The sequence below is a fragment of the Xanthomonas sp. NCPPB 3570 genome, assembly GCF_056725115.1.
In genome coordinates, this window is sequence record NZ_CM161513.1 from 1,735,435 (window position 1) to 1,751,045 (window position 15,611).

Consider the following 15,611-nt stretch of genomic DNA (forward strand, 5'->3'; position numbering starts at 1 on the left):
GCCGCACGGCGTCAGTGGCGCCATGCGGAAGGTTCCACCCTCCCTCGTCACCGCGCTTTTTTTCTTTGAACATGCGTTACACAAGGAGCAACACCATGAACACCGAGCAGTACGACGTCATCGCGCAGCCGGGAGCGGCGCCGATCAAGCTGTGGACCCGCGGCGTGCCGCTGGAGGACGAGGCGCGCCAGCAGCTGCAGAACATGGCCAAGCTGCCCTTCATCCATCGCTGGATCGCGGTGATGCCGGACGTGCACCTGGGCAAGGGCGCGACCGTGGGCTCGGTGGTGCCGACCATCGGCGCGATCGTGCCGGCCGCGGTGGGTGTGGACATCGGCTGCGGGATGATCGCCGCGCGCACCTCGCTGGTCGCCAGCGACCTGCCGGACAACCTGGCGCCGATCCGCAGCGCGATCGAGCGTGCGGTGCCGCACGGGCGCACGCCCGGCGCGCGCGACAAGGGTGCGTGGCAGACGCCGCCGGGCGCGGCGGTGGACGGCTGGGCGCAGCTGGCCAGCGACTTCGCGTTGATCTGCGAGCGTCATCCGCGCCTGCGCAAGACCAACAACCTGCAGCATCTCGGCACCCTCGGCACCGGCAACCACTTCGTGGAGATGTGCCTGGACGAGGCGCAGCGGGTCTGGTTCATGCTGCACTCCGGCTCGCGCGGCGTCGGCAATGCGATCGGCAACCACTTCATCCAGCTCGCCAAGGAGGAAATGCGGCGCTGGATGATCAACCTGCCGGACCAGGACCTGGCCTATCTGCCGGAAGGCAGCCAGTACTACGGGGACTACGTGTTCGCGGTGGACTGGGCGCAGCGCTATGCGCGGATCAACCGCGAGATCATGATGCGCAGCGTGGTCGAGGCGGTCCGCACGGTGATCGCCAAGCCGTTCGAGGCGCAGGCCGAGGCGGTGAACTGCCACCACAACTACGTCAGCCGCGAGCACCACTTCGGCAAGGACGTGTTCGTGACCCGCAAGGGCGCGGTGAGCGCGCGCAAGGGTGAGCTGGGTATCATTCCGGGCAGCATGGGCGCCAAGAGCTTCATCGTGCGGGGGCTGGGCAATGCCGACAGCTTCCACAGCTGCAGCCATGGGGCCGGCCGGGTGATGAGCCGCACCGAGGCGCGTCGCCGCATCAGCGTCGACGAGCACGTCAAGGCCACCGCGCATGTGGAGTGTCGCAAGGACCAGGACGTGGTGGACGAGTCGCCGGCGGCCTACAAGCCGATCGAGGCGGTGATGGCCGCGCAGCGCGACCTGGTGGACATCGTGCACACGCTGCGGCAGGTGGTGTGCGTCAAGGGCTAGTCACAGGTGCCGGCCGGCATGCACTGCGGTCGGTCGGCGCCGATCGTCCGCGCGGGTTGGCCCGCACGGGCGTTTTCAACGATGGATTGCTTTGCAATGGACATGATCGAACTCGATGGTGCGGCGGGCGGCGGGCAACTGCTGCGCACCGCGCTGACGCTGAGCCTGTGCACCGGGACCGGCTTCACCTTCAGCAACATCCGTGGCGCACGTCCGCGCCCGGGCCTGATGCGCCAGCACCTGACCGCGGTCGTCGCGGCGGCCACGATCGGCCAGGCGCGCACGCACGGGGCGCAGATCGGCGCGACCACACTGCGGTTCGAGCCGGGAACGGTGGTGCCTGGCGACTATCAGTTCGCCACCGGCAGTGCTGGCTCGACCACGCTGGTGTTGCAGACGGTGCTGCCGGCGCTGTGGCGCGCCGCTGCGCCGTCGCGTCTGACCCTGGAGGGCGGCACCCACAATCCGCTGGCGCCCTGCGCCGATTTCCTCGCCGAGACCTGGCTGCCGGCGCTGCAGCGCCTGGGCGTGGCTGCGACGTTGACGCTGGACCGGCATGGCTTCTATCCGGCCGGCGGCGGCGCGCTGCGGGCCAGCATCGCGTCCTGTGCGCAGTTGCGGCAGGTGGACTTCGATGCGCGCGGCGAACTGCAGGCGATTGAGGCGCAGGTGCTGGTCTCGGGCCTGTCCGGCAAGATCGGCCGGCGCGAACTGGCGGTGCTGGCCGAGCGACTTGGCGTGGACGCCAATCCGCGCCACGTGCACAGCGTGCGTCCGGCGCTGGGCCCGGGCAACACCGCGCTGGTGCGGGTGCGGCATGCGGCGCACGTGGAGGTGTTCGCCGGTCACGGCGAGCGCGGCGTCTCTGCCGAGCAGGTCGGCGAACGCCTGGCGGCGCAGGTGCGCCGCTACCTCGACAGCGGCGCCTGCGTCGGCGAACACCTCGCCGACCAGTTGCTGTTGCCGATGGCGTTGGCCGGTGGCGGCGCCTTCACCACGGATACGGTCAGCGCGCACCTGTCCAGCAATGCCCGCCTGATCGAGAAGTTCCTGCCGGTGGAGATCGCCTGGGAGCAGGTGGATGCGCGGCAGTGGCGGGTGGTCGTGTCCAGCTGACCATGGGGGCTGGCATCTGCCGCGATGGACGCTGTCGTCGCTGTCGTCGCTGTCGTCGCTGTCGCCGCACCTGTGCTTGCAGTCGCAGCCGGCGCGGCGGCCCTACATCGCCCGGAACAGCGGCAGGTAGCTGCGGCTGACCGGCAGCGTCTCCGCGCGGCCGCGCAGGTGGATCTGTGCGGTCTCGTTGTCGCCACGCACCACGTGCAGGATCGCGCGGCGATTGACCACCACCGAGCGGTGCACCTGCTGGAAGTCATCCGGATCCAGTTGCGCGGCCAGGTCCCTGAGCGGCGTGGACACGATCGAGGTGCACGCCTGTCCGTCCGGATCGCGCCAGGCCACGCTGGTGTACTTGCTGTCCGAGCGCAGATAGTCGATGGCCTCCACGGCGATCAGGCGCACGCTGCTGCCGCTCTGTGCCTGCAGCCAGCGCAGTGGGGCCGGGCGCTCGGGTGGGCGCAGCCGCTGCGCCAGGCGCAACAGTTGCTCGCTGAGGTCGGCCGCCGGTTGTGCGGCCTGCAGGCGCTGTTGCAGCCGCGCGACGGTATCGGCCAGACGCGCGTCCTGCACCGGCTTGACCAGGTAGTCGAGCGCACCTTCGGCAAACGCTTGCACCGCATAGTCGGTGTAGGCGGTGACGAACACCAGATGCGCGCGGCGGCCGATCTGCTGCGCGGCCTGCACGCCGGACAGGCCTGGCATCTGGATGTCGAGCAGGCAGATCTGCGGCGCATGTTCCTCGAACAGGCGCACCGCCTCGCGGCCGTTGCGCGCCTCGGCGACGATCCGCAATTCGGGCCACAAACGCCCCAGCTGACACCGCAGGGCCTCGCGCAGCAGCGGTTCGTCGTCGGCGATCAGCGCGGTGGGCGGGATCATCGGGGCGGTACCGTCATCGGCAGGCTGAGATCGGCGCAGGTGCCGTGCGGCAGGCGCGGACGCAACTGCAGCTGCGCCGTATCGCCGAAGCCGAGCGCGAGGCGGTCGCGCAAGGTGCGCAGGCCGGTGCCCAGCCCGCCGCGGCCGTCGCCCTCGCCGGCGCCGCTGTCTTCCACACGCAGATGGCAGCGCTCGCCGCTGCGCCAGGCGCGAATGGCGATGCTGCCGCCTTCCTCGGACGGATCGATGCCATGCTTGACCGCGTTCTCGACCAGGGTCAGCACGGCGAGGGTCGGGCAGCGCACTGCCTGCACGGCGTCCTCGGCGTCGATCGCATAGTGCAGCCGGTCGGGCATACGCATGTGCATCAGTTCCAGGTAGGCGCGCGCCAGCGCCAGCTCGTCGCCCACCGTGCTGGTGGCCTCGTGCAGGCGCGGCACCGCCGCGTGCAGGTAGGCGGTCAGGCTGCGCATCAGGTCTGCGGCCCGCGGCGACCCGACATCGATCAGCGCCTGCACGTTGGCCAGGGTGTTGAACAGAAAATGCGGCGTGACCTGGCGCTGCAACAGCTGCAGGCGCGCGTCCAGTGCCTCGCGCTCCAGTTCGCTGCGCTCCAGCGCGAACGCCAGCGCCTGGTGCCGGGCCAGGGCGTCTTTCTGCCGGACCAGGGCGGCCAGGGCCATCCATGGCGCGATCAGCACGCCGACGATAGTCAGCGTAGCGAAGCCGGACAGCCGATCCGGGTCCTGCCAGAACGGCGGCGCACCGGCTCGGGTGGAGCCCAGGTAGATCAGCAGGGTCGTTGTCGGGATCGCCAGTGCGACGCCGGCCACCTGCAGCGCCCAGCGCGCCAGCCAGCGTGGCAGCCGGTGTGGCCAGCGCTCGAATAGCGTGTACGCAGCCAGTGCGGCCGCGCCCAGCATGAGGCTACGGACCAGGACCGGCAGGGGAGTTTCCCAACTCAGGCTCATCAGCAGGCCGAGCATGCCGGAGACCAGGAACACCGGCACGATGCGCGCCCAGGTCAGCAGCGCGGGCGCGCGCGGCGATGCGGAGAGCGGAGACGGAGGCGACATGGCCGCGAGCATACCGGAGCCCGAGCGTTCGGCGAGGTGGCGGCTCAGGCTTGCCGCAGCACCGGCCACCACATCCCTGCGACCGCGGCGAGGGTGCCGATCAGGGTGGCCGCGCTCATCGCGACGAGCACCACGGCCGCCAACCACTGCGGTCCGCTGCGGCGACTGTCGAGCGCGCGTAGATACAGTTCCAGCACCGCCAGCGGCAGCAACGACTGCGCGAACGCCAGGGCGGTCAGTGTCGGGCCGACGAACCGATCCGGATCGAAGCCGACCGGTGCCTGGTTGAGGGCCAGCCAGCCCATCAGCCCGATCCGGAAGAACCACACGCCGCTGACGGCCAGGAACAGGCGCAGCGCCCAGCGCCGGTGCGCCGGCCACTGGCCGCGGCGGGCGTGGCGCCAGGCAATGGCCACACACAGCAGAATCAGCACCGCATTGGCGCTGGTGCCCAGATGCTGCCCCAGGTCGCCAGCGACGCCGCCGCGGATCCAGATCATCGCCAGTCCGCCCAGGCTGAGCACGACGGCGCAGACCAGGTAGATGCGTCCGTTCCAGCGATGCAGGCCAGGACGCCTGCGCCGCAACGCCGGCAGCAACTGCGCTGCGCCGCCGAGCACGATCGCCACGGCCAGGCCCAGGTGCAGCGCCAGTACCGCATTGAACACGGTGTCGCCGGCGACATGGCCGCGCGCCATCACCTGGTTCCAGCGCTCGGGTGTGCCGGCCAGCGCGGTGCGTCCGTAGAAGCCGGCGACATAGGCGGCAAAGGCGAGCTGACCGCCGATGGCGATGCTCATCCACAGCGCTGCGGCACCACGCAGCAGGCGTGTCGCCCAGCCTCGCCCGGCGTGCGGCTGCGCCGGCCTCGCCAGGTGCGGCGCGCCGGGGGCGGGGTGGTGCGGGGTGGAGAGGATCGAGGACATGGCGGCGTGCGCAGCGGTGGCGGTGACACGCAGTGTCGACAGTGCGGCGCTGCCGCGCCTGCGTGATCGGACCGGTGGCGGCCGCGGCGGATGAAGTGCGGCATGTGCCGACGAAACGCACCGCGACGGATGCAGCGCGGTCCGCATTGCGCAATCCGGTTGCTATCCTCATGGGCGCTACCGCATTGCCAGGAAGGTCGTTTCGATGCGCACTCCCGTCGCTTCCGTCCCGATCGCGCCCGACCGGGCGCGTGCGCTGTGGCTGCATGCGCAGCGCCTGACCACGCCGGCGCCGTTCGGCAGCGGCGCCGAGGCCGTGCGGCAGGCCACCGCGCACCTGGGCTATGTGCAGATCGATACCATCCACGTGATCGCGCGCAGCCACCACCACGTGCTGTATACGCGCATTCCCGAGTACCGCGAGCAGGACCTGGAGCAGGCGCAGTCGCAGGACAAGTCGCTGTTCGAGTACTGGACCCATGCCTTGGCCTACGTGCCGGTCGCCGACTACCGCATGTACGTGGCGCAGATGGCGCGCCGACGTGCACAGGCCGACGCCAGGGGCACGGTGGATGCGCAGGACTATGCGCGGCTGTTGCGGCGCATCCGCAACGAGGGGCCGTTGTCGATCCGCGACATCGACGACGAGGTGCTGGTCGAGAAGACCCACCCCTGGGGCAGCCGCAAGCCCTCGCGGGCCGCGTTGCAGTACGGTTTCTTCAGTGGCGACCTGGTGATCAGCCAGCGCAGCGGCATGCTCAAGACCTACGAGCTGGCGACGCGGCATTTCGGCTGGCGGCAGCGACCGCGTGCGGTCAGCGACGCGCAGTACGCGCGTTACCTGCTGCAGCGTGCGCTGAGCGCGCAGGGCATCGTCGGTGTGGAGTCGATCTGCTATGGCGAGACCGCCGCCAAGCCTGCGGTGCGGGCGTTGATCGCCGCGGAAGTGGCACGCAAGCGCCTGGTCCCGATGCATCTGCAGGGCCAGGAGGGCGTGGCCCTGTGGGCCGAGCCGGAGCTGCTGGACAGTACACCGCCGCCGCCGGATCCGACGCGGGCGCTGCTGCTGTCGCCGTTCGATCCGCTGGTGATCCAGCGCAAGCGGCTGCAGCAGTTCTTCGACTATACCCACCGCTTCGAGGCCTATGTGCCGGCGCCGCAGCGGGTGCTGGGCTACTTCGCGTTGCCGGTGCTGGTCGGCGACCGCATCGTCGCCGCGCTCGATTTGAAGATGGACCGTCGCGCCGGCCGCCTGCTGATCCAGCAATGGACCTGGCTGGCGCCGCGACGCGCGGCGCTGCAGGCGACGATCGACGCGGCCTTGCAGCGCTTCGAGCGCTTCCACCTGGCGTAGCGGGCCGTCGCCGCGGAGGTATCGCCTGCTGGCGGCGAGCGCTGGCGGCACCTGCGTCCGCCACACAGCGTCGGTTGCAGGCATTGTGTTGGGCATCCCCGATTTCCTTGCGCTGCCGGCGCCGCGAATAATCGTCGGGGTCACCTCGCGACCACAGGCAGCCGCTTAGGCTCCGGATTCCCCCCTTCGCCTGGCCGCCGCATGTCCGCTGCCCGCCACTGTCTGCAAGATGCGCTCGACGCCTGCCGCCGTGGTGCGCCCGCGGTGTTGGCCGTGGCGATGGCCCGCGAAGGCTCCACCTACGCGCACGCCGGCGCGATGGCCTTGTTCGGCGCCGATGGTGCGCAGCAGGGCTGGCTTAGCGGCGGTTGCCTGGAGCCGGAGATCGCGCGCTGCGCCGCGGAGGCCGCCGACGCCGCGACGCCGGCGTGGATGGAGATCGATACGCGCGAGGACGAAGACCTGCTGTCCGGCTCGGCAGCCGGTTGCCGGGGGCGCTTGCACCTGGCCTTGTTGCCGCTGCACGCCTTGCCCGGTTTCGACGCATTGGCCCAGGCCTGGCTGCAGGGGCGCGGTGGCTTGACCCTGGCGCTGCAGGCCGATGGCGATTTTGTCGCCAGTGTGGCCGGGCAGACGTCGCGGTGGCGCCTGCCGTGGCGCATGGTGTCTGCGACGTCGCCGCGCTTTGGCGAGGTGCACGTGCCGCCGCCGCCGCGGGTCAGCGTCTTCGGCGCCGGCCCGGAAACCGCCGTGCTGCTGCCCTTGCTGCGGCAGTTGGGTTGGATGACCACTCTGGTCGAGCAGCGGCCGCGCTGGGCCGCACTGGCGGCGCTGGCCGACCGCGCGCTTGCCTGCACGCCGACGCGCGGGTTGGCCGACTGCGCCGACAGCGATGCGGCGCTGGTGATGCACCACCATTTCGAGCTGGATCGCGAAGCGCTGGATGCGCTGGCCGGCAGCGCCATCCCGTTCCTCGGCCTGCTGGGACCGGTGCGGCGGCGCGAGGACCTGTTCCGCCTGCTGAGTCCGACGCAACGTGCGCAGCTCTCGCCGCGGCTGCATTCGCCGATTGGGCTGCGCCTGGGCGGCAACGGTGCGGAGGCGATCGCGTTGAGCATTGCCGCGCAATTGCAGGCCAGCCGGGTGGCGCCGCCACGGCTGAGCTCGGTCGCGCAGGCAGGCGACAGGTCGCTGCGGCGATCGGCGCGCGATGCGGTGGCGGTGGTGCGGCCATTGCTGGCAGAAGGCAGCGGCTGATGGCGCAGGCGCACGCGGCGTTGATCCTGGCCGCCGGCGGCAGCCGCCGCCTCGGCCGCCCCAAGCAGACGCTGACCAGCGAGGGCGAACCGCTGCTGCGACGGGTCGTGCGTCTGGCCCTGTCCACGGCGCCGGCGCGCTGCGTGGTGGTGCTGGGCGCACAGGCCGAGGCGCTGCACCCGCTGCTGCAGGGGCTTCCGGTGGAATGCGTGCGCAATCCGCAATGGGACACCGGCATGGGCGGCAGTCTCGACTGCCTGCGTGCGGCGGTACGCGACGATGCCACGATCGCCCGCAGCCTGGTGCTCGGCTGCGACCAGCCGGCATTGACAGCGGTGCATCTGCAGGCTCTGCTGGCGGCGGCCGCGCGGGCCGCGTCCGGTTGTGCGGTCAGCGCCTACGCCGGCGTGCGCGGGATGCCGGCGGTGGTGGCGCAACAGCGCTGGCGCACGCTGCCATTGGGCGGCGACCAGGGCTTGCGCGCGCTGTTCGCGACGCTGGCGCCGGACAGCCTAGGTTGCATCGTCGCGCCGGCGTTGGCGCTGGACCTGGACACGCCGGAGGACGTACAAGCGGCGGTGTCGAAGGGATGGCTGGATCCGTAACGGTTGCATCGGGCGCGGTGTTGCGGCGACCGACGCTAGCCTTGTAGGAGCGGCTTCAGCCGCGACAGGCGTTATCGGGAATGCCTGTCGCGGCTGAAGCCGCTCCTACGAGAGCAAACTGCGCGCAAACGCGGCGATCGCACTCAGCCGATCAACTTGTCCGGGGTGATCGGTAAGTCGCGGATGCGCTTGCCGGTGGCGTGGAACACGGCATTGGCGATGGCCGCGGGAATGCCGACCATGCCAAGCTCGCCCATGCCCTTGACCCCGAGCGGGTTGACGATGGTGTCGTCCTCTTCGACGAACATGGTCTGGATCTCGTGCACGTCGGCGTTGACCGGCACGTGATAGTCGGCCAGCGAGGCGTTGAGCATGCGCCCGTAGCGGTGGTCGATCTCGGTGCCTTCGCTGAGCGCCATGCCGATGCCCATCACCACGCCGCCGATTTCCTGGCTGTGCGAGGTCAGCGGATTCATGATCTTGCCGCAGGCGGTGGCTTCGATGACCCGCGTCACCTGCACCATGCCGGTGTCCGGATCGACCTTGACCTCGATGAACTGCGCGCCGTGCGCGGCGGTGGCGTACTGCTTGCGCTCGGCCGAGGGCTTGGATTCGTGCACCACCTCCAGTTCCTGCAGGCCGTGCTGGCGCATCAACTTGGCAACTTCCAGGCCGGCCTCGGGCTTGCCGCTAGGGCGCAACTGGCCGTCGACCAGTTCCACCGCATCCACGTCCAGCCCGCTGAATGCCGCCTGCCCATCCTGCCTGGCCAGTTCCAGCAGCTTGCCGCGGATCTCGCGCGCCGCGCCGTGAATCGCGCTGCCGACGCTGGCGGTGGTCCACGAGCCGCCCTGCGCCGGTGCTTTGGGCAGGCGCGTGTCGCCCAGTTCGAACTGCACGCGCTTGGCGTCGATACCCAGATACTCGGCGGCGATCAGGGTCATCACCGTGTAGGTGCCGGGGCCGATGTCGGAGGTGGCACTGCCGACCCGGGCGCTGCCGTCGGCCTTCAGCACCACCCGTGCCAGCGCCGGCATCTGCATCGACGCCCAGGTGCCGGTGGCCATGCCCCAGCCGACCAGCAGGCGGCCATCGCGCATGGAACGCGGCTCGGGCGTGCGCTTGCTCCAGCCGAAGGTCTCGGCGGCGAGCGCGTAGCACTCGCGCAGCGCCTTGCTCGAAAACGGCTTGCCGGTTTCCGGATCGGTCTCGGCGTAGTTGGCCAGGCGCAGTTGCAACGGGTCCATCTTCAGCGCATAGGCCAGTTCGTCCATCGCGCACTCGATGCCGAACATCTGGCTGATGGTGCCGGGCGCGCGCATCGCCTGGGGCGTCGGCAGGTCGGTCTCCACCACCTCGAAGCGATCCTCCACGTTGGGGCAGGCGTACAGCGAGCGCGCATTGCGGAAGAAGGCCTCGTTGAACGCCTCGATGCGCGAGGTGTTGAGCACGTGCCGGTAGCGGATCGCCTGCAGCGTGCCGGCGGCGTCGGCGCCCAGCCCCAGTTCCACGCGGTAGTAGGGGCGGTAGCCATGGCCGCTGAACATCTGCCGCCGGGTGTAGACGATCTTCACCGGCAGGCCGACCGCCTTGGAGACCGCGCCGAGTAGGAAGGTGTAGTAGTTGGGACGCAGGCAGGAGCCGAACGCGCCGCCGACGAACAGCGAGACCACGTTGACCTTGTCCACCGGAATGCCGAAATAGCCGGCCAGCTGTTCGCGGTCCTGGTAGACGTTCTGGCTCTTGTTGACCACGGTCAGGGTGTCGCCGATCCAGTAGCCGATGCCGCCGTGCGGTTCCATCGGGTTGTGGTGCTCGACCGGCATCGTGTACGCGGCCTCCAGCTTCACCGGCGCGGCGGCGAACGCGGCAGTCGGGTTGCCGCGCGGCTTCGGCGACTCTTCCGGGGTCGGATCGTGCGCCTGGCCGAGCAGTGCGTCGAAATCGGTGTGCGCGGCCTCGGTGGCGTACTCCACCTGGATCAGCCGCGACGCATGCCGTGCCTGCTCGAAGGTGACCGCCACAACCACCGCGATCGGTTGTGCGTTGAAATGGATACGGTCGTCTACCAGGGCACGGAACGACAGGTCTTCGCCCTTCTTCTTGACCGCATCGGAGACCGGCTTGATCGCATTGAGGTGGGTCAGCACCTTGATCACGCCCGGCGCGGCCTCGGCGGCGCGGGTGTCGATGCGCACGATGCGGCCCTTGGCGATGGTGCTGGTGAGGATGTAGCCGTGGACCAGATGCGGGATCTGGAACTCCGCCGCATAGCGCGCCTTGCCGGTGACCTTGGCGAAGCCGTCGACGCGGCGCATTTCCTTGCCGATGTAGTTCATTGCCGGTTCTCCGGTTGGTCGCTCACGCGGCATCGCTGCCGCTGGCGCGGTGCAGGGCGCGGATCATCGCGTGCGTGCCCATCGGGATCTTGTAGGCGTTGTGCGCCAGCGGCCGTGCCGCGGCCATCTCGGCCTGCGCGGCGGCGGCGAAGGCGGCCTCGCCGACGTGTTGGCCCGCCAGCGCGCGTTCGGCGGCGCGCGCGCGCCAGGGTTTGTGCGCCACCCCGCCCATGGCGATGCGCGCTTCGCGGATGCGCCCGTCCGGTTCCAGCGCCAGCGCCGCGGCCACCGAGATCAGTGCGAATGCGTAGCTGGCCCGATCGCGTACCTTCAGGTAGTGGCTATGCGCGGCGAACCCCGGCGCCGGCAGGGTGATCGACTCGATCAGTTCGCCGTGCGCGAGCTGGTTGTCGACATCGGCGTGCGTCTCGGGCAGCAGGTGGAACTCGGCGAACGGGATCTCGCGCTGGGTGCCGGCCGGCGTGCGCACCTGCACCGTCGCATCCAGTGCGGCCAGCGCCACGCACATGTCCGACGGATGTACGGCCACGCAGTGCGCGCTGTGACCGAAGATCGCGTGGGTGCGGTTGAGCCCCTCGCGCGCGCCGCAGCCGCTGCCCGGTTCGCGCTTGTTGCAGGGCAGGGCGGTGTCGTAGAAGTAGCCGCAGCGCGTGCGCTGCAGCAGGTTGCCGCCGTTGCTGGCCATGTTGCGCAGCTGCATCGTGGCCCCGGCCAGGATCGCCTGGCTCAGCAACGGGTAGCGCTGGCGCACCAAGGGATGGTTGGCGGTCTGCGTGTTGTTGGCGAGCGCGCCCAGGCGCAGGCCGCCGTCGGCGGTTTCGGCGATCTCGGCCAGGCCCTTGAGCCGGGTCAGGTCGACGATCTCGTCGGCACTGGTCACGCCTTCCTTCATCAGGTCGAGCAGGTTGGTACCGCCGCCGAGGAAGCGTGCGTTCGGGTTGGCGGCGACACGGCGCACCGCGTCCTCCGGCGAGGTCGCGCGTTGGTACTTAAACGGCGTCATCGGCCACCTCCTTCGCCATCTTCAGGGCGGTCAGTTCGGACTGGTCGACATAGCGCCAGGTCAGCGGCCGCGGTGCGCCGCCGCTGTGCACGTCCTGGATGGCGGCGACGATCTTGGGGTAGGCGCCGCAGCGGCAGATGTTGCCGCTCATGCGCTCGCGCACCTCGGCGTCGCTGAGTTCGGTGACCGGTCGGCTGACGTCAGCGCTGACGTGGCTGGCATCGCCGCGCTTGATCTCGTTCAACAGCGCCACCGCCGAGCAGATCTGCCCAGGGGTGCAGTAGCCGCACTGGAACCCGTCGTGCTGCACGAACGCGGCTTGCATGGGATGCAGTCGCTCGCCGTCGGCCAGGCCCTCGATGGTGGTGATCTGCGTGTCTTCGGCCTGTGCCGCCAGGGTCAGGCAGGACAGCCGGCGCTCGCCGTCGACGATCACCGTGCAGGCACCGCACTGGCCGTGGTCGCAGCCTTTCTTGGTGCCGGTCAGCGCCAGGTGTTCGCGCAACGCGTCCAGCAAGGTGGTCCGTGGATCCAGCTGCAGCGCGTGGCGCTGGCCATTGACCTCGAGGACGACCGGCACCGCGTTCTGCGGCGGCGCGGCCTTGGCGACGGGGGCGGCGAACGCGGCCTCGCTGAAGAGGATCTGCCCACCGGCGCTGCTGAGGCCGGCGGCCGAGAGCAGGGCGAGGAATTCGCGGCGCGAGAGGCCGTTGATGCCGAGCCGACGCGCCAGCGCGGCCTCGTCCTCGCTCAATGGGGTGTCGCGCGCGCTGTCGGCAGCGCCGGACGCGGCCTCGGAACGGTGAGGGTCATGCTGCATCGGTCTCTCCTGCCTGGGGGACCGCCACCGCGCGCGCCGTGGCGCAGCATGGAGCGAATCGACCTGGGTAGCGGCGCCGCCATCGCGACGCCGACGTGCGGGCACGCATCGGCACCCGAGCGCGAGCATCGCGGCGGGACCGCGAAGGGATTGCGAAGAGAACGCGAAGGGAGGGTGTCGGGGCAGTGATGCGGACGGGTGGACGTGCCGGACCGGATGCGCGTGCATGCGCTCCTGCAGATGCGATTGCCGCCACGACAGGCGGCCGATTACGCCTGTCGTGGCGGGCGCCACGCAATGCCGGTGGCGTGATGGCGTCGCGTGCGTCTGCGATGCGGCAGGCGCTACCAGCGATACGCCACCGACACCTGATACTGGCGGCCGGCGATCGGGCGGCCCATGAACACGCCGCCGGTGGCCGCGCCGGGCACGCGTACATTGCCTTCGGTCAGGCCCAGCGTGTCGGTCACGTTGCTGCCGCTGACGGTGAACTCCCAGTGCTCGCCGCTGTGCAGGCTGGCACCGACGTCGAGCATGTCGTAGGACGGCAGGCGCTGGCTGTTGGCCAGGTCGGCGTAGCGTTCGCCGATGTAGGAATAGGTCGCGAACACGCGCAGGTCGCCGAACGGCAGCATCCAGTAGTAGCTCGGCGTCAGCCGGAACTGGCGCTTGGGCTGGCGCATGACCTGGTTGCCGGTGTATTCGCGGTAGTTGCGGTACTTCGCGTCCAGCCACACCCCCGTCCCGGCTAGTTCGAAGCCGCCGAACGGGCGGATCGCGCCTTCCACCTCCAGGCCGTAGGCGCGCGAATCGCCGACCGTGGTGAAGTTGCTGCCGTTGGCCAGGAACGCCTGGAACGGCGAATTCTTGAAGGTGTTGTAGAACGCCGTGAGGTACAGATCGTAGTTGGCCGCACCCGACTTCAATCCCAGTTCGTATTGCCGGATGTCCTGCACCTTGGTCTGCCCGTCGCGCAGGTTGTCGAAGCCGGGAAACTTGACCCCGGAATTGACCCGCGCGAACACGCTGTTGTGCGCGTCGAGCTTGACGTTCAATCCGGCCGTCCACGACAGCGCGTTGTCGTCCTGGTCGATGCGCCGCGCGCCTGGCAGCGAGATCGAGGTGGCATTGTCGTAGAGCGTGGCCGGATTGCCGTCCAGGTCCACGGTGGCGGTGTCGTGCACGGTGCCGGTGACGCGCTGGCGCTCATAGCGCACGCCCAGGTCCAGGCGCAGGCGCTCGTCCAGTTCCCATTCGTCGGCGACGAACACCGCGGCGTTCTCGCCCTCGTAATGCGCGCGCAGCGCCAGGAAGGCGGTGCTGGTGAAGCCGTCGCGCGTCGGCTGGCGGCCATCGTCCAGCGTCACGTCGATGCGCCGCGCATGGTTCTGCGCGGTCAGCAGCATGGTGTTGCCGAGGTACCAGGTGTCGTTGGAGGTGTACCGGGCGTAGTAGCTGCCCACGGTGAGCGTGTTGCCGGCGAACAGCGTGCGGCTCAGGCGCAGATCGTTGGTGAAGGAGTTCAGGCGCTTGTCCACCGACCACCAGCCGGCTTCCAGCACCTGCTGGTTCGGATCGACCGCGCCGCCGCCATTGGTGTAGCGCGCGCTGCCGCTGCTGCCGTAGCCGGCGATGAAGTCGCCCAGCCGCTGCGGCGCGTCGCCGGTGAACAACGCATAGGTCGGCGCGGTGCCGCCCATCACGTTGAAACGGTCGGCCAGGGTCCAGTCGCCCAGCTGCCAGTTCAGCTCGCCGCCGAACACGTCGATGTTGACGCCGCGGCCGTCGCCGAGGTCGCGCCGGATGGTCTGGCCGTTGGGACCGACCGGCAGGGTGACGTTGCGGAAGTCGTTGCTCAGCAGAGTGCCGTGCTGCGCGTCGAGGCCGGGAAAGCTGGACAGGTCGCTGCCGTTGTTGCGCGACAGCAGCGGGATCGCGGTGTAGAAGGCGTTGTTGTCGTCGGTATGGCGCGCATAGAACGACAGCTCGCCGCTGTCCCAGCGCTTGCTCAGGGTGGCGCTGAACTGGCCGCCCTTGTCGGCGGGGAACTGCGGGTCGCGCACGCCGTCGGTCTCGCGGAAGAAGCCGCCGATGCTGTAGTACCAGCCGTTGCCCATCGGCCCGCTGTTGAACAGATCGATGCGGCGCAGGGCGTCGCTGCCGCCGGTGAGGCGCACGCTGCCCTCCGGCTCGTCCTGGCCCTTCTTCTGGATGAAGTTGACGGTGATGCCGGCCTGGCCGTTGGAGAAGATCGGGCTGGAACCGCCGCGCAGCACTTCCATGCGTTCGATGGTGTCATCGGTGCGGAACAGCGTGGAGTTTTCCAGGAACGACAGGGTCGGCGGCGGGAACAGCGGCGCGCCATCGAGCTGGAAGGTGACGAACGGCGCATCGCCTTCCGACGGCATGCCGCGCACGAAGATGTTGGCGCCGGTGCCGCCGCCGCTGGGCTCGGCCCACACGCCGGGCACGATCTTCAGCAGGTCGGCGCTGCTCTGCGGCACCGCCTGCTGGATCTGTTCGGGTGTGGCGGTGGTGATCGAGAAGCTCGCATCGCGCTTGCGCAAGCCGCTGAAGCGCGCAGTGCCGCTGACGACCACGGTATCCAGGGTGGTGGCGTCGGGTTGCGTGGCCGGCGCAGCGGGTGCGTTGGCGGTCTGCGCCAGCGCGGGGGACGCGAGCAGGGCGGCGGCGATGGACAGGGGCAGCAGATGACGAAGCGGCGCAAGATGCATGAAGAATCTCTCCTTTCTTCATTCGGAACGATCGGCCGGGATGCGGCACGCGCGTGCAGCGCGCGGCCGCGTCGTATCGGCCGGTACGGCGCGAAGCAGGGGGCGACGCGCGGCGCCCTTTGTAACGCCGTCCAGCGCTTGGGCTGTTGTGCAGCGCGGTA

At 69.8% G+C, this 15,611-nt stretch carries 12 protein-coding genes; 5 read left to right on the forward strand and 7 right to left on the reverse strand.

The annotated features are described in order from the left end of the window. Window positions 1-95: 95 nt before the first annotated feature. Together AC1PLR_RS07625 and rtcA are read left to right on the forward strand one after the other, a co-directional pair. Window positions 96-1,316, forward strand: coding sequence for an RtcB family protein (locus AC1PLR_RS07625; protein ID WP_481103165.1), 1,221 nt, complete (start codon window positions 96-98; stop codon window positions 1,314-1,316). 96 nt (window positions 1,317-1,412) lie between these two features. Further along, on the forward strand, window positions 1,413-2,432 hold the full coding sequence (rtcA, locus tag AC1PLR_RS07630; RefSeq protein ID WP_481103166.1) for an RNA 3'-terminal phosphate cyclase: 1,020 nt from the start codon (window positions 1,413-1,415) through the stop codon (window positions 2,430-2,432). 102 nt (window positions 2,433-2,534) lie between these two features. Here the strand turns inward: rtcA and AC1PLR_RS07635 are convergent, their stop codons facing one another. From AC1PLR_RS07635 to AC1PLR_RS07645, 3 genes are read right to left on the reverse strand one after another with little or no spacing between them, the layout of a single operon-like run. After that, window positions 2,535-3,314: a LytR/AlgR family response regulator transcription factor gene (locus tag AC1PLR_RS07635; RefSeq protein WP_152246704.1), complete on the reverse strand. Its 780-nt coding sequence runs from the start codon at window positions 3,312-3,314 to the stop codon at window positions 2,535-2,537. Further along, entirely contained in the window at window positions 3,311-4,390 is a 1,080-nt protein-coding gene (locus AC1PLR_RS07640; RefSeq protein ID WP_481103167.1) for a sensor histidine kinase, read from the reverse strand. Before AC1PLR_RS07640 ends, AC1PLR_RS07635 begins: the two co-directional genes overlap by 4 nt. A gap of 44 nt (window positions 4,391-4,434) precedes the next feature. Beyond that, window positions 4,435-5,316 (reverse strand): DUF2306 domain-containing protein, encoded by an 882-nt coding sequence (locus AC1PLR_RS07645; RefSeq protein WP_481103168.1) that lies wholly within the window; start codon window positions 5,314-5,316, stop codon window positions 4,435-4,437. Window positions 5,317-5,521: 205 nt separating this feature from the next. Between AC1PLR_RS07645 and AC1PLR_RS07650 the strand changes: the two genes are divergently transcribed. The 3 genes from AC1PLR_RS07650 (at window position 5,522) to AC1PLR_RS07660 (ending at window position 8,532) form a co-directional block, all read left to right on the forward strand. Next, window positions 5,522-6,670 (forward strand): winged helix-turn-helix domain-containing protein, encoded by a 1,149-nt coding sequence (locus tag AC1PLR_RS07650; protein WP_481103169.1) that lies wholly within the window; start codon window positions 5,522-5,524, stop codon window positions 6,668-6,670. 279 nt (window positions 6,671-6,949) lie between these two features. Beyond that, window positions 6,950-7,927 (forward strand): XdhC family protein, encoded by a 978-nt coding sequence (locus tag AC1PLR_RS07655; RefSeq protein ID WP_481103555.1) that lies wholly within the window; start codon window positions 6,950-6,952, stop codon window positions 7,925-7,927. Further along, window positions 7,927-8,532 carry a nucleotidyltransferase family protein gene (locus AC1PLR_RS07660; RefSeq protein ID WP_481103170.1) on the forward strand — a complete coding sequence of 202 codons (606 nt, stop codon included), beginning with the start codon at window positions 7,927-7,929 and terminating at the stop codon, window positions 8,530-8,532. The genes AC1PLR_RS07655 and AC1PLR_RS07660 overlap by 1 nt, the downstream gene beginning before the upstream one ends. 143 nt (window positions 8,533-8,675) lie before the next feature. On the opposite strand, the gene AC1PLR_RS07665 is transcribed toward AC1PLR_RS07660, so the two are convergent. The 4 genes from AC1PLR_RS07665 to AC1PLR_RS07680 all read right to left on the reverse strand — a co-directional run bounded on the left by AC1PLR_RS07665 (window position 8,676) and on the right by AC1PLR_RS07680 (window position 15,450). Next, window positions 8,676-10,871 (reverse strand): xanthine dehydrogenase family protein molybdopterin-binding subunit, encoded by a 2,196-nt coding sequence (locus AC1PLR_RS07665; protein ID WP_481103171.1) that lies wholly within the window; start codon window positions 10,869-10,871, stop codon window positions 8,676-8,678. A 22-nt stretch (window positions 10,872-10,893) separates the two neighbouring features. Continuing rightward, window positions 10,894-11,895 (reverse strand): FAD binding domain-containing protein, encoded by a 1,002-nt coding sequence (locus tag AC1PLR_RS07670; RefSeq protein ID WP_481103172.1) that lies wholly within the window; start codon window positions 11,893-11,895, stop codon window positions 10,894-10,896. Then, window positions 11,882-12,715 (reverse strand): 2Fe-2S iron-sulfur cluster-binding protein, encoded by an 834-nt coding sequence (locus AC1PLR_RS07675; RefSeq protein ID WP_481103173.1) that lies wholly within the window; start codon window positions 12,713-12,715, stop codon window positions 11,882-11,884. The genes AC1PLR_RS07670 and AC1PLR_RS07675 overlap by 14 nt, the downstream gene beginning before the upstream one ends. 344 nt (window positions 12,716-13,059) lie before the next feature. Then, window positions 13,060-15,450, reverse strand: a complete 2,391-nt coding sequence (locus AC1PLR_RS07680; protein ID WP_481103174.1) for a TonB-dependent receptor — start codon at window positions 15,448-15,450, stop codon at window positions 13,060-13,062. Window positions 15,451-15,611 lie beyond the last annotated feature (161 nt).